The sequence below is a fragment of the Heyndrickxia shackletonii genome, assembly GCF_001420715.1.
In the GTDB taxonomy this organism is placed as follows: Bacteria; Bacillota; Bacilli; order Bacillales; family Bacillaceae_C; genus Margalitia; species Margalitia shackletonii.
On sequence record NZ_LJJC01000004.1, the window covers coordinates 892,564 to 907,556 of the forward strand.

A 14,993-nucleotide genomic window follows, 5' to 3' on the forward strand; every position below is an offset into this window, starting at 1 on the left:
AAGGAGTGGAAAACATTGAGATTAATTGCAATTGGCGATAATGTTGTAGATATATATAAGGAACGCAATGAAATGTTTCCAGGGGGGAACGCACTAAATGTGGCAGTATTAGCAAAACATAGCGGTGCAAAGCAAACTGCATTTATTGGAATTATTGGCAATGACGATGTCGGGGATCATATTATTGATTCATTGGAAAAAAATGAAGTGGATATCAGTCGAATTCGAAGAGCCTGCGGAGAAAGTGGAAAAGCTTATGTAGATTTAAATGAGGATGGCGATCGAATCTTTGTTGGTTCTAACAAAGGTGGTATTCAATCGTTATTAAAAATTCGGTTAACGGATGAAGATTATCAACTTATTAAGCAATATGATGTTTTGCACACAAGTATTTATAGTAGCTTAGAAAATGATCTGGAAACATTAAAAAAATCTATCCAATTATCTTTTGATTTCTCCAATCACTTTGATCATGAAATCTTAAAACAAGTTTGTCCACATCTAACCTTTGCTTTTTTATCAGGAAGTCATCTAACAGAAATAGAAATCAAAGAGTTGTTCCAGGAAATACATTCTTTAGGAACTCCATATGCAGTGGTTACAAGGGGTTCAAGTGGTGTCATGATGTCATATAAAGGCGAAATTTACGAACAAGGAATAGTCAAAGCAAATGTTATTGATACTTTAGGTGCAGGAGATTCTTTTATCGCAGGATTTTTAACAAGATATTTGGAGAATCATAACATTCAGGATGCATTACAATTTGCAGCTTATAGGGCTTCTTTAACCTGTGAAGTAAATGGTGCATTTGGCTTCGGAAAGAAATTGGATAGTAAATTACTTTCAAAGTAAGATTTACAAAAAAAAAAAAAGCGGGTGATCCCCGCTTTTTTTCATGGAATTAAGTAGTAATCGAAAAGGCTGCTCGTGCTGTTGGAATTTTATAGTTTGATATATGAATAGGGACTCCATTGTTATCCCATAAGACTTTGTCGATGTTAAACAACGGTTCCCCGGACTCACATTCCAAATAATTTGCCTCTTCCATTGTTGCAAAGCTAACCGTTAAAATTTTCTCACTGGAGCCATTGACTACACCGTAAATATTTTTCAGAACATCATAAGTTGATTTATATTTATACACGTAACTAGGTAAATCCGGGAATCTTTCCAACGAATAATGAGCAACATCGATGACAAGCGGTTGTTCCTCAATCCCCATTACTCGGACTAGCCTCAATAATGGAGCACCTTCTTGTACCTTTAATTTTTCAGCCTCTTCCTTTGAAGCAGGCACTTCCTTGCTTAGGATGATTCGCGTAGAAGGATTTTTACCGATTCTTTTAATATAATCAGTAAATCCATCTACAGTGATAAGTTCTCGTGTTATTTTTGTAGCACTGACAAAAGTTCCTTTTCCTTGTTTCCGCTCCAAGAGACCTTCGTCAACTAAATCCTGAAGCGCTCTCCTTACGGTAATTCTGCTAACCCCATAGTGTTCGCATAACTCTGTCTCGTTTGGAATCTTTTTGCCCGGTTTATATTCATTACTGTCAATGGCTTCTTTTATATTTTGTTTAAGTTGATAATATAAAGGAAGAGAACTGGAATTATTTAATTTCATCTAATATACCTCGTAAAGTTATAATGTAATATAATATTATGATACATTATAGTGGTTGTAAATGGAATGATTAATTGAAGCTGAAAGAGGGTGATTCAAAAAGTCGTTATTTAAAGACCTTTTGAGTCACCCTCATTTTTCATTCTTTTACATCATGATGATACTCTAGCACTGTAACAAAAGCATCAACCTTCTGAATTTGTTTCATTTTTATTAAATCGGCATCTGTGATGATTTTCGAAGTTACCAAGTCAGCATGTTTTTCTTTAGTATCAGGTGCTTGAACTAATATCTTCATTTTTACTACATACCAGCGCTTGGATGGTTTCGTTGTATGGTCATTATGCACTGATAATTTTGCAATCCCATCAGGCGTCCATGTTGCCTGTTCCCCATGCTCCTTTTTAACCGCCTTAGTTACTTCAGGGGTAACTATGTGGATAAAAACATTTGGATTCATTTCTTGAATTTCGTTTATATCCTTTTGATGAGGAATTTCCGCTGAAACTAGGGAAGCATTACCGATTAAAAAGATAAAAAGGAATAGTATAGTTGCTTTTTTCATTTATATCACCTCGGTGATATAGTTTCCAAGTAGGTTTTTTCTATTCGTGCTTTTTCAATATTTTTGAAGAAAACTTAAAATATCAAATCCCTCATTTCTCTAGGGTATTCTGTTATAAGCTCTGTACCCTTATCTGTCAAAATCACTGTATCCGAATGGCGGAAACCACCAACACCGGGTATGTAGATGCCTGGTTCAATGGTGAAAACCATTCCTTCTTGTAAGATTAAATCATTATCAAATCGCAGGGATGGTTCTTCATGCAAGCCAATTCCAATCCCGTGCCCGGTTCGGTGAATGCTGTATTCTTCTAATCCAGCTTCTTGGAAAACTTTGCGAGCAGCATTATCTACTTCTTTGGCAGATATTCCAGCTTTAATGACTTCTAATGCGGTCAGCTGTGCTTCTAGTGCTGCTTGAAAGGCTGTTTTTTGTTGCTCAGTTGGTTGCCCTACGAAAAAAGTTCTTTCACATTCGGCACGATATCCATTTAGCCCCACTTGACGGCTATGAATGATAATGTCGTGGCTCTCAAGTTTTCTTGTATTGGAGAAAACATGTGGCATGACGCTTCTTTCGATACCGGAAGGGGACATGGCAAAGAATTCAAGGGTTGCATCAGGATGTTTGCTGGAAGTTTCCTCGAATAAAGTTTGATTGCCATATTGATCTAATTCCATTTCCGTAATGCCGGGTTTTGTATGTTTTAAGGATTCGCTCAGCGCTAGACTTACTAGTCTTCCCGATTCTTTAATCAGTTCTATTTCTTGTGAATCTTTGATATAACGCATAATCGCCATTTTTTCTCCAATATCAAACAACTCTAATCTCAAATCTTCTAAAAGATGGGCAACTTTTATGGATAATGAATGAAACTCCACTCCAATTTTTGTTCCAACAGGATATTTTGACAACAATGTTTTTACATGGTCTAAATAAGAAGTTCCCTTATCGCTTTTTTCTGGATGTTCATAATACACATAAAGTCTGTCAGCCTGTGCTTCACTAAAGGCATGATTTTCTTCTAAGGCGGGAACGATTAAACTTGTTTGCTCCATTTCAACAACTAGTACCACCGGACGTGAATATGTGATTGCTTTGAATCCGCTCATATAATATTGATTTTCAAAGTTGATAATAATGCTTGCCTTAACATTGTTTTTCTCCATAAACGATTTTAATTCTATTATTCTTTTACTCGTATCCATGCTCTCACAGCTCCTTTAAATAAATCTATTTGTTATATATATTTCAGTTCCACGATAATTTTCCTCTAACTTTTATATAAAAAAATATAATGTAAAAAAGGTTGACAAAGGCAACTGATGGACTTATAATTAAGTAAATTTAGAAAAGGGTGATTATTTGCAATTAGGTGACTATACAGAGAAAATTAGACATTTTAATCGGTTTTATACAAGAATTATCGGGGTTAATAACCAGTACACGGATCAAACGAAGTATTCATCCATAGAGGCACAAATCTTGTATGAGATCAGTATCAAAGAGGATTGCACTGCTGTGTATTTAAGGGATTATTTCAAACTAGATAAAGGATACCTTAGTAGAATATTAAAACGTTTTGATGAAGGTAAGCTAATAACAAAACAGATATCACAAGAGGATAAAAGAATTTCTTACTTACATATTACAGATTATGGATTGAAAGAATTAGATACATTGATAAACTCCTCTAATGAAATCACCCGTAATATGATAAATAAAATTCCCGCTGAAAAACTGGATGAGCTGGTTCAATCCATGATAAAGATAGAAAGTATTTTAAAAGACTATGAGAATGAGATTTAGACAATAGAATAACAGAGGCCAACCCCCTAGAGCTCACCATAATTATAAGCTTCTCTTTTCATATGTAATGGTGTGTCTATTCACTAATTTAATGGTGAATATTTTATAAATCATCACAGAAGGACAGAAGAAAGAACTTTTAATTATAAAGGGGGATTTTTTGTGCGTAAAAAAGCGTTATTGTCGATTTTAATGTTGTTAGTAATCTTCACAGCAGCTTGTACTGCAGGTACGGCCGGAAATGAAAAATCTAACAACAGCAGCGGGAAGAGCAGCAAGAAAGATAATGTTGTTATTGGTATAGAAGCGGATGCGGCAACATTATTAGCTAATACGGATGTGAACTATATTACCGATGTACAAATTAGAAATATTTACGACCCTTTGATTAAAAGAAATCCGGAAACAGGTGGCTTCGAGCCCGCTTTAGCAACAGAATGGAAAAATATCGATGAATATACATGGGAAATTACCCTCAAAAAAGGGGTAAAGTTCCAAAACGGTGACCCATTTAATGCAGAGGCTGTGAAATTTAATATCGATTATATCCTTGATAAGAAAAACAATTCCACTTACTTATCTAGATGGGCTGACGTGAAAGAAGTAAAAGTAATCGCTGATGATAAAGTACAAATTATTACCTCCAAACCTTTTCCAACGATGATTGCTAGAATTGCCGATGACTTGCTCATTATGGATCCTGGCAATGTGAAGAAGCTTGGATTGGAAGAGGCAGCCAAACATCCAGTTGGAACAGGTCCATATAAAGTAAAAGAATGGGTTCGTGACGACCACCTAACATTGGTTGCAAATGATGATTATTGGAAAGGAAAACCTTCTATTAAGGAAGCTACTTTCCGTTATATTCCAGAATTCAGCAGCAGGCTTTCCGCTTTTTTAAGTGGAGAAATCGATCTATTTAAGAACATACCGGTCGATTCCGTTGAGAATGTAAAGAATAACCAGAACTCAAAAGTGGAGAGCATCGGTTCATCTCGTGTAAATTATTTGGCATTAAATACCCTTCATAAAGGGCCTTTACAAAATCAAAAGGTTCGTCAAGCGATTAATTATGCTGTAAACGTGGATGAACTATTAAAAACAGTTCTAAATGGTAATGGGACAAAGATGACAGGTCCATTATCGAAAATTAATGCCGATTATGTGGAAACGAAAGACTATGGATACAATCCTGAAAAGGCAAAGGAGCTTTTGAAGGAGGCAGGATATAGTCCAAAAGATTTAAAACTAACACTTGATACACCGAATGGGCGATATCCAATGGATTCACAAGTAGCACAAGCTATTGCTGCACAACTAAAAAGAATTGGTATCGATGTAAAAGTGCAGGTGAATGAGTGGGGCAACCATTTGACTAAAATTCAACAACGCAAGGCAGGGGACATGTTTATTTTAGGATGGGGACCTGCATTTGATGCACAGTCAACGATTCAAAATCTTTTTATGAAGGATGCTCCATACAGTGGCTTTTATGATCCGGAAGTGGAAAAAGCTATTCAAAATGCCATTCCGATTTTTGATCAAGATAAAAGAAAGCAAGCATTTGGCGAAATTCAACAATTATTGGTGGATAAGGCAGCATGGGTTCCATTATGGCAACAAGCCGATCTTTATGCTGTGAATAAAAATCTAAATTTCAAACCAAAAGTGGACGAAAGTATGCAAGTTTTTGATATGAGTTGGAAGTGAGAAATATATAAGGAAGGGTCATCCCTTCCTTAACATTATCATTTTTGCAAGTCAGAAATGGAGGATTCCACATATATGTTTGAATTTATTATAAAACGCACCATGCAAATGATTATTGTCATCTTTCTTGCGTTAACGGCGGTATTTTTCTTGCTTAGACTGTCAGGAGATCCGGCTACTCTTTTCCTTCCTCCAGATGCACCAAAAGATCAAATTGCTCAATATCGTGAAATGTTAGGATTTGACCGCCCTCTTTATGTCCAATATGGAGATTTCCTTTTTAAAGCTGTTAAAGGGGACTTTGGAGAATCACTTCGGAGTCATGAAGATGCCTTATCCGTTGTATTAGATAGGGTGCCAGCAACCTTTCAATTAGCATTTTCAGCATTAGGTTTATCGATATTAATCGCAATACCTATTGGAATTCTATCCGCATATAAAAGGAATACCTTTTATGACCGAATAGGGGTAGGGCTTACCGTATTAGGTCAAGCAATCCCAAGCTTTTGGCTGGGTCTGCTATTAATCTTCTTTTTTGCCGCAGTCTTGCATTTGCTGCCGTCCGGCGGCGGCGGAACCATTTTTCATATGATTCTACCAACAATAACATTGGCTGCCTATAGCGTTGCGCGGTTTGCCAGGTTTACTCGTTCCACCATGCTCGATGTGTTAAAGAAGGACTATATTCGAACGGCAAAAGCATCAGGTGTTCCGATGATGCGCGTTCTTTTTAGATATGCTTTAAAAAACTCGTTAATCCCAATCATTACATTGGTAGCATTGGACTTAGGGGTTTTGCTTGGCGGAGCCGTTATTACAGAGGTAGTGTTCTCATGGCCCGGAGTAGGAAGATTACTCATGCAATCATTGCTAAACCGTGATTTTCCAATAGTTCTGGCGGGGGTCTTCTTAATCGCTGTCATTTATTCTGTTATTAATTTTATTGCCGACATAGCTTATGCCTATGTAAATCCGCAAATTCGTGTGAAATAGGAGGTGGTGGAATGTCGAAAATAATCTTGGAAAATGAAGTGAACCCTGCTGTCATATTGCCTTCCGTAAAAAAGAGATCGAAAGTAAGACATTTTTTTAAGCAACTTAGGAAAAGCAAAACAGGATTAGCGGGATTTATTATAATTATTTTTTTACTAGTCCTTGGTGTTGCCGGTAGTTGGATTGCTCCATTTGATCCTTTAAAGGCAAGTTTTGGGGACAAACTTCTGCCTCCTATGACGAAGGATCATATACTGGGAACAGATCAGCTTGGTCGTGATATTCTGTCACGAATTATTGCCGGAACAAAAATCTCCTTACTTATTGGAGTCACTACAGTATTTCTTTCCGGTTTAATAGGAAGCATAATTGGGATTATTTCCGGTTATTTTCGCGGATGGATCGATGTTATTTTAATGAGAATTGTGGATGTTCAACTTAGTTTTCCTTTTATTTTACTAGTATTAGTGGTCAACGCTGTTCTTGGAGCAGGATTGAAAAATATTATTATTTCGCTAGTTATCGGTGGTTGGGTCATTTTTGCCCGTGTTGTTAGAAGTGAAGTGCTAGCACTAAGAGAAAAGGAGTTTATTCTTTCATGTGTGGCAACGGGGGTGCCAAGGTGGGAAATCATTGTGAAGCATATTCTGCCAAACCTTTTCACACCAATCATTGTCTTATCTTCCTTACAAGTAGCTTCCTTTATTATTGCTGAAGCATCGGTCAGTTTCCTGGGATTTGGGGTTCAACCGCCACAGCCTGCATGGGGAAATATGTTGAATGAAGGGAAGGATTATATCTTTAATTCATGGTGGCTCATTACATTCCCGGGACTTGCCATTGTCATTACTACGTTAGGGGTAAATTTATTTGGCGATTGGCTTCGAGACGAACTTGATCCGGAAATGAAGGGGGATTCGTGATGCAAAAAGAGGGAGGAGCAGTGAATAACAAGATTCTTGAAGTGAAAAATTTGCAAGTTCAATTTAAAACTTCTATGGGTATTGTTCAACCAGTCAGCGGTGTTGATTTTCAGGTTAATGAAGGGGAAACACTGGGGATTGTAGGAGAATCGGGCTGTGGAAAAAGTGTGACATCATTGGCCGTTATGGGGTTGCTTCCTTCTCCAACAGGTTACATAGCAGAAGGCGAAATATTGCTGGAAGGAAAAAAAATCTCCCACTTAAATGATCGTGAAATGAGGAAATTAAGAGGCAATGATATTGCAATGATTTTTCAAGAGCCAATGACATCTCTGAATCCGGTTTTCACCATCGGCGAACAGCTTAGTGAGCCGCTTAGACAGCATACAAAGCTTGGCAAAAAGGAAATCCGTCAAAGAATTATCGAAATGCTAAAACTCGTGGGTATCCCTAGATCGGAGGAAATAATAGACGAATATCCACATCAGCTTTCCGGCGGAATGCGCCAAAGAGTAATGATTTCATTGGCTATGCTTTGCAAGCCCAAGCTATTAATTGCGGATGAACCGACAACTGCCTTGGATGTTACTATACAAGCCCAAATATTAGATTTAATGAAGAAAATCAAACGTGAGAATCAGATGGCAATGTTGTTAATAACTCATGATCTTGGAGTCATTGCAGAAACTTGCGACAGAGTCATTGTCATGTACGCTGGTCAGATTGTCGAAAATACAGATGTTCGTACGCTTTTTAATGATCCGAAGCATCCTTATTCACAGGGTCTTTTGGCTTCATTACCAAAAATGAACGAAAGAAAACAAAGTCTATATTCTATCAAGGGGAATGTCCCAAGACCGGATGAAATCCCAAAAGGGTGTGCTTTTTCCACAAGATGCCCACATGTCTTTGATAAGTGTAGAACCGAAAGACCACCGCTTTTAAAACTTAACAACCAATCCTGTCGTTGTTGGTTATATGAGGCAGAAACGCAAGAGGTGATGTCACATGTCAAATGAGGCGATTTTAGAAGTAAAGGGTTTAAAAAAGTTTTATGACATCCATCAAGGATGGTTTAAGGAAAATATCAAGGTAAAGGCTGTTGATGACATTTCCTTTCGCGTTCATAAGGGGGAAACATTTGGGATTGTAGGAGAAAGCGGATGTGGCAAATCCACAACAGGCAGAACAATATTAAGGCTGGATCAACCTACAGAGGGGCAAATTCTTTTTGAGGGAAACGATATCAATCTTTTGCCGTATGAAAAAATGCGAAAATTAAGACGGAAAATGCAAATGGTGTTCCAAGATCCGTATGCCTCTCTTAATCCAAAAAAGACGATTAAGCAAATATTAACGGAACCTTTAAGAGTCCATAATCTATATTCAAAGAAAGAGAGACTGGAAAAGGCAGTTGAGATATTAGAAATAGTTGGCTTGTCCTCCTATCATTTAGAGCGTTATCCACATGAATTTTCCGGTGGACAAAGACAAAGAATTGGAATTGCAAAAGCGGTTATATTAAACCCGGAATTAATAGTAGCGGATGAACCGGTATCCGCCTTGGATGTTTCCGTTCAATCGCAAGTTATTAATCTATTATTACAGTTGCAAAAAAAATTCCATCTCACTTATATATTCATTTCTCACGATCTTGGTGTAGTAAGGCATATAACCGATAGGGTAGCTGTCATGTATCTAGGAAAGATAGTAGAGCTAGCAGAAACGGAGCAGCTTTTTACAGATCCGAAACATCCCTATACAAAAGCACTTATATCAGCAGTTCCAATTAATCATCCAGATGAAAAGAAAGAAAGAATCGTTTTATCGGGGGATGTTCCAAGTCCTGCGAATCCGCCAAGTGGCTGTACTTTTCATCCACGGTGTGCTTCCTGTATGGAGATTTGCAAAAGGGAAAAACCCCCTGTTATTTCGTTTGATGATGGTCACACTGTGGCTTGTCATTTATATACAAAATAAAAGAAGGAGTGTTGAATATGTTACTAGCTATACCAAAAGAGGAAATTTTAGAAAGACAGGAAAAGTTTTTTGGAATTTTACAAGATAAACAGATTGATTGTGCTGTGTTGTTTAGTGTAACAGATATTTTTTATCTAACAGGGTTTCATTTTCATCCGACAGAAAGGCCAATTGGATTTTTTATCGACCCGAATAAGCAAACCCACTTATTAGTTCCTGCACTGGAGCATGAGCATGCAGAAGAATTTGCAAATGTTAATGTTGTTCATTCTTATCCAGAATATCCTGGACTTCGACATCCAATGGAATACTTCAAAGATGCATTATATAATGCGGGCTTTGAAGGAAAAACGGTTGGCTATGATGCGATAGGTTATGGTTCTCCAAGTGGATATAGGGGACCAGTTGTGAGTGATTTCTTAAGTGCAAAAGAATTTGTTTCCGTTAAGGGTATTGTGGAAGAAATGCGTTTTATTAAATCTCCTAATGAAGTGGAGCTAATTAAAGAATCCTGTCGTTGGGGAAATCTCGCTCATCGTCTGCTTCAAAAATACTCCAAGCCAGGGCTAAGCGAAATTGAAATAACCAGTAGAGCATCCTCTGAAGCAACAATGGCAATGATTGAAACGCTCGGAAAAGATTATAAACCTCATGGAAGCACTGCATTTGCCGTTTTTCGTGGTCAAGTTGGTCCAATGTCAGCTTTCCCGCATGCGGTGACACAAAATATTGTGTTGAAAAAAGGAGATACTCTTGTAACGGGAGCAGCAGCTACTGTGTGGGGATATCATAGCGAGCTTGAGCGCACGATGTTTGTGCAAGAAGCAAGCAAGGAGCAAGAAAAATATTTTAATATAATGTACGAGGCGCAAGATGTTGCTTTTAGATCCATCCGTCCTGGAATTCCATGCTCACATGTGGAACAAGAGGTTCAAAAGTATTTTAAAGAAGCGGGGGTACAGCACCTTGTCCAACACCATACAGGTCACAATATTGGTTTATTAGGCCATGAAGCCCCATTCTTCGATCTTGGAGAAGAAACGATTATGCAGCCAGGAATGGTATTTACTGTTGAACCAGGTATTTACGTAAGAGGATTAGGCGGATTCAGACATTCCGATACTGTACTCGTTACGGAAAATGGCATGGAAATGCTCACTTACTACCCTAGAGACTTCGCATCCATGATTTGCAATTAGGGGACATGTCCTTTTCCAAGTTGGACGGGGATCATATCCCCGTTCATTTCGTTTACGAACAATGAAAATGGGACGAGGAACATGTCCCCATATTTCCTTTTAGAAAATATTCTTTATTATTTCCTCTAATTTCTGATAAGAGGTTACTTCATAATTTGGATGTCTTTGATTTAAAGGCATCTTTCTTTGTTTTGTATTGAGCCAAATGGAGTTCCAGTCTGCATTATTCGCACCAATAATATCATTTTCATATGAATCTCCAATTATGAAGGAGGTAGATGCAGTTGTTTTGGTTTGTGCATTAACATGCTCAAATAATTCTATTTGAGGCTTGGCATATCCTACTTCACTTGAAATGAAAATATGATTCTTTGGAATCCACTGAAACGGATTTAATGCTTCTATTTTTAATCGTTGGTGATTGGATGGACCATTTGTAAGAATATATAAAGAAATGTTTTTGGTTGATAGATAGTTTAAGATATTTTCCATTTCCGGAGCTAAAGTAATTTTATATTGATGCTCTTTATAAATCTTTTGAAAATCCATTGCTTCTTCGTCAGAAATTCGATGATGAAAGCAATCAAATGCATAAATCATTCGTTTTCGATGCATCTCCTCGACAGGCATTTCTCCAGACTCCGTTAAGTGAAAAACCCTATCACTATACTCTCTGCTCTTTTTAAACAATTCCAAGATTGAAATATTCGTTATGTGAGAGAATACAGCATTGTATGCACTTTGAAAGGGTTGTAGTTGATTGTACAATGTGTCATCTAAATCAAAAAATATAGCTGTCATCTCTGTCACTTCCTATAGGTAATAATTTTTCACGGTTTATTATATCATGGGATTTGTTAGCAAGATTGGTCCCCTTGTCCCACCAAAGAAAAGAGGCCAATATGGCCTCAAAAGTAATCTATTAAAAAGTTGGTTTTATCGGCTTATATTATTTTTTTCGTTGTACTAGTTTATGAGCATGTTCAACGATATTCGAAGCGGTTAATCCATAAAATTCTTTTAAATAATCCAGTTTTCCTACTTGGCCGAATTGTTCACGAACGCCAATCCGGTAAAGCGGAACAGGATAGTTTTCGCCCAAGACTTCCGCTACAGCACTTCCTAATCCGCCATTCACATTGTGATTTTCAGCTGTTAAAACGGCACCAGTTTGTTTAGCGGAAGCTATAAGTGTTTCAACATCTAATGGTTTTATTGAGAACATATCGATAACAGTAGCGGAGATTCCTTTTTCCTTTAATTGCTCTGCTGCTTTAAGTGCTTCGGCAACAAGGATACCACAAGCAACAATCGTAATATCTTTTCCTTCTGTAAGAACCTTTGCTTTTTCAAAGGTTTCGCCTTCTTCATATAGGTGAACGGCATTTTTTCGAATCGTACGGATGTAGTTAACTCCGCCTTCACGGTAAGCTTTTCGAAGGATATATGCAAATTGAACAGCGTCACTTACTTCGTATACTTTTGCATTTGGAACTTCACGCATAAGCCCCATATCTTCAAAAGTCATATGAGTACCGCCATTATGTTCCGCTGTAACACCAGCATCTGAACCAACAAGTACAGCATTTAATTTCGCATAGGCTAAGGACACAAATATTTGATCAAAAGCGCGGCGTGTCACAAATTGCCCGAAGGAATGGACGAATGGTTTTCGTCCTGTAAGGGAAAGTCCTGCAGTAACCCCCATCATGTTCGCTTCCATAATTCCAAGATTTAAATATTGATTTGGAATCTCATCTTTTAAACGACCAGTCGACATGGAACTGCTTAAATCAGCTTCTAAAGCAATAACTCGATCATCTGCAGCAGCTAGTTCCTTTAATGTTTTTGCATATACTTGCCTCATTTCTAATGTGTCCAATTGTAATGTTTGTGTCATGCTACTCACCATCCTTCATGCGTTGTTCTAACTGTTCAATGGCTTCTTGCAACGCTTTTTTATCTTCTTCATTAGGGCGAATGTGGTGATTATCCGCTTTTTGCTCAAGATATGGCACACCTTGTCCTTTTATCGTATCAAGGACGATGGCAATCGGTTTGTCTGTAACCAGCTTTGCTTGCTCGATTGCCTCATCTATTGCAGTAGTAGAGCTGCCGTCCACTCGGCAGGATGCAAAACCAAATGATTTCAATTTTTCAACAAAATCAAGCGGATCAATAATATCCTTTGTAGGGCCATCTAATTGTTTTTTGTTATCATCAATAAAAACAATTAAATGGTTTAAGCGATGATGTCCAGCAAACTGAAAAGCTTCCCAACATTCCCCTTCGTTTAACTCTCCGTCCCCAACAATACAGTACGTATAATTGGAACGTCCATCAAGTTTATTACTATAAGCAATACCGGCCGCTACTGAGATACCTTGACCTAATGAACCTGTAGTCATCTCAACCCCAGGAGTTAAGTTGCGATCAGGGTGTGACGGCAATGTAGTACCGTTTTGATTTAAAGAATAGAGGACGTCTTCTGAAATAAAACCTTTTAAGAAGAGTGTCGCATATAAAGCTGGACCCCCATGACCTTTTGAAAGCACAAAATAATCACGGTCTGGGTTATGGGGATCATGGACATTTTTATTGATATGCTTTCCATATAAAACAGCCAAGACTTCTACTATAGAAAGACTCCCGCCATAATGTCCGAACCCAGTATGACCTAATTCTTTTAATGTGTAGTAACGTATTTTGTCTGCGAAGGCAGATAGTGAGTTAGTTACAGTTACCAATGCTAAGTCCTCCTTGAAATTTATTAAAAAATCAATCGGCAGCCCAACGGGTGGGGTGCCGACGACTTTTCTTATGCTTTAATATCAGAGTTCATATCTTTTGCTTTTTTGCGAAAGTTGAAAAGGAACATAATCGCTAAAACAACCAGGATTCCAACGATGATTGCACCTTTTCCACCGTGATTTGCCAATGATCCAAGGAAAATACCAGCTACTCCAAAGTCGGCATCTGAGAAGGTGGAGTTTGCAAATCCTAAATCTCCAAGAACTGGCATTAAGAAAACAGGTAAAAAGCTGATGAGAATACCATTTACAAAGGATCCGATTACGGACCCGCGCACACCGCCGGTTGCATTACCTAGTACTCCAGCTGTTGCCCCGGTGAAAAAGTGTGGAACGACACCAGGTAAAATAATGACCCCACCTGTGAATGTCATGATGAGCATACTCACAATACCGCCAACGAAGCTTGAGAAGAAGCCAATTAATACAGCATTAGGTGCAAAAGGATAAACAATTGGGCAATCCAGTGCCGGTTTTGCATTTGGAACAATTTTCGTTGAAATACCTTTAAATGCCGGAACAATTTCTGCAAGTACTAAACGTACACCTGATAGGATGATGAATACGCCGGCTGCAAATGTTCCTGCTTGGATAAGAGAAAATACAATATAGTTTTGGCCATTGCTAAGGTGTCCCTGAATGTAAGATGGACCAGCAAAAAGGGCAACGATTATATAAATAACGGCCATTGTTAACGCAATACTAACGGTACTGTCACGAAGGAACCCCAACCCTTTTGGAAAATTAATATCTTCTGTCGATTTTGGATTTTTACCTCCAACCGCTTTTCCTACTAAGCCGCTTAGCGCATAACCAACGCCGCCAAAATGACCAAGCGCTACATTATCATTGCCAGTCAGCTTTCTCATAAAAGGCTGCAGCATCGCTGGAGATAGGGACATGATGATTCCTAATGCGATAGCTCCAAGAATAATAAGAGGTGCAGTAGTAAATCCGGCAACCGTCATAATAACAGCAATCATACATGCCATATAAAGGGTATGATGTCCTGTTAAGAAAATATATTTAAAACGGGTAAAGCGAGCAATTAAGATATTCGCGATCATACCGAAAAACATTATAAGTGCAGTATTAGTACCATATTTGGTAAGAGCGATCGCTACGATTGCTTCATTGTTAGGAACAACCCCTTTCACATGAAAGGCATGTTGAAACATGTCACCAAAGGGAGCTAGAGCGTTTTGTAAGATTCCTGCCCCAGCTGCGATAACTAGAAATCCGACAAAGGTTTTCGTGGTTCCTTTGATGATATCAGGAAGCTTTTTCTTTTGTGCCAATAACCCGATTAAAGCCATTAATGCTACTAGAATGGAAGGTTCTCTTAAAATGTCGACTAAAACACTCAAAACTTTATTCATT

General features: G+C 38.0%; 15 protein-coding genes. 8 read left to right on the forward strand and 7 right to left on the reverse strand.

All coding sequences use genetic code 11. The features are described 5' to 3' along the window. Window positions 1-15 precede the first annotated feature (15 nt). Window positions 16-852 (forward strand): PfkB family carbohydrate kinase, encoded by an 837-nt coding sequence (locus AN964_RS04400; RefSeq protein ID WP_055738542.1) that lies wholly within the window; start codon window positions 16-18, stop codon window positions 850-852. A gap of 49 nt (window positions 853-901) precedes the next feature. On the opposite strand, the gene AN964_RS04405 is transcribed toward AN964_RS04400, so the two are convergent. The 3 genes from AN964_RS04405 to AN964_RS04415 all read right to left on the reverse strand — a co-directional run bounded on the left by AN964_RS04405 (window position 902) and on the right by AN964_RS04415 (window position 3,397). After that, a complete protein-coding gene (locus AN964_RS04405; RefSeq protein ID WP_055738543.1) occupies window positions 902-1,624 on the reverse strand; it encodes a UTRA domain-containing protein in 723 nt (240 codons plus the stop codon). A gap of 139 nt (window positions 1,625-1,763) precedes the next feature. Next, complete coding sequence (locus AN964_RS04410; RefSeq protein ID WP_055738544.1) at window positions 1,764-2,189, reverse strand: hypothetical protein; 426 nt, start codon at window positions 2,187-2,189, stop codon at window positions 1,764-1,766. 74 nt (window positions 2,190-2,263) lie between these two features. Further along, window positions 2,264-3,397 carry a M24 family metallopeptidase gene (locus AN964_RS04415; protein ID WP_055738545.1) on the reverse strand — a complete coding sequence of 378 codons (1,134 nt, stop codon included), beginning with the start codon at window positions 3,395-3,397 and terminating at the stop codon, window positions 2,264-2,266. Window positions 3,398-3,554: 157 nt separating this feature from the next. Between AN964_RS04415 and AN964_RS04420 the strand changes: the two genes are divergently transcribed. The 7 genes from AN964_RS04420 to AN964_RS04450 all read left to right on the forward strand — a co-directional run bounded on the left by AN964_RS04420 (window position 3,555) and on the right by AN964_RS04450 (window position 10,803). Further along, a complete protein-coding gene (locus AN964_RS04420) occupies window positions 3,555-3,998 on the forward strand; it encodes a MarR family winged helix-turn-helix transcriptional regulator (RefSeq protein ID WP_055738546.1) in 444 nt (147 codons plus the stop codon). Window positions 3,999-4,160: 162 nt separating this feature from the next. Then, window positions 4,161-5,708, forward strand: a complete 1,548-nt coding sequence (locus AN964_RS04425) for an ABC transporter substrate-binding protein (RefSeq protein WP_055738547.1) — start codon at window positions 4,161-4,163, stop codon at window positions 5,706-5,708. Window positions 5,709-5,783: 75 nt separating this feature from the next. Next, window positions 5,784-6,701: an ABC transporter permease gene (locus AN964_RS04430; protein ID WP_055738548.1), complete on the forward strand. Its 918-nt coding sequence runs from the start codon at window positions 5,784-5,786 to the stop codon at window positions 6,699-6,701. A gap of 11 nt (window positions 6,702-6,712) precedes the next feature. Further along, entirely contained in the window at window positions 6,713-7,624 is a 912-nt protein-coding gene (locus AN964_RS04435; RefSeq protein ID WP_055738549.1) for an ABC transporter permease, read from the forward strand. Next, window positions 7,624-8,643 carry an ABC transporter ATP-binding protein gene (locus AN964_RS04440; RefSeq protein WP_183101974.1) on the forward strand — a complete coding sequence of 340 codons (1,020 nt, stop codon included), beginning with the start codon at window positions 7,624-7,626 and terminating at the stop codon, window positions 8,641-8,643. The genes AN964_RS04435 and AN964_RS04440 overlap by 1 nt, the downstream gene beginning before the upstream one ends. Further along, a complete protein-coding gene (locus AN964_RS04445; RefSeq protein ID WP_055738550.1) occupies window positions 8,633-9,604 on the forward strand; it encodes an ABC transporter ATP-binding protein in 972 nt (323 codons plus the stop codon). Before AN964_RS04440 ends, AN964_RS04445 begins: the two co-directional genes overlap by 11 nt. Window positions 9,605-9,621: 17 nt before the next feature. After that, entirely contained in the window at window positions 9,622-10,803 is a 1,182-nt protein-coding gene (locus tag AN964_RS04450; protein WP_055738551.1) for a M24 family metallopeptidase, read from the forward strand. 99 nt (window positions 10,804-10,902) lie between these two features. Here AN964_RS04450 and AN964_RS04455 read toward each other — a convergent pair whose 3' ends face one another. The 4 genes from AN964_RS04455 to ulaA form a co-directional block, all read right to left on the reverse strand. Beyond that, the gene (locus AN964_RS04455) at window positions 10,903-11,604 is read right to left on the reverse strand and encodes an HAD family hydrolase (protein WP_055738552.1); all 702 of its coding nucleotides are present in this window, start codon (window positions 11,602-11,604) and stop codon (window positions 10,903-10,905) included. 148 nt (window positions 11,605-11,752) lie between these two features. After that, entirely contained in the window at window positions 11,753-12,703 is a 951-nt protein-coding gene (locus AN964_RS04460) for a transketolase family protein (RefSeq protein ID WP_235950682.1), read from the reverse strand. Between the two features lies 1 nt (window position 12,704). After that, a complete protein-coding gene (locus AN964_RS04465) occupies window positions 12,705-13,625 on the reverse strand; it encodes a transketolase (protein ID WP_367591766.1) in 921 nt (306 codons plus the stop codon). Further along, window positions 13,622-14,992 carry a PTS ascorbate transporter subunit IIC gene (gene ulaA, locus AN964_RS04470; RefSeq protein WP_055738555.1) on the reverse strand — a complete coding sequence of 457 codons (1,371 nt, stop codon included), beginning with the start codon at window positions 14,990-14,992 and terminating at the stop codon, window positions 13,622-13,624. Before ulaA ends, AN964_RS04465 begins: the two co-directional genes overlap by 4 nt. Window position 14,993: the final 1 nt, after the last annotated feature.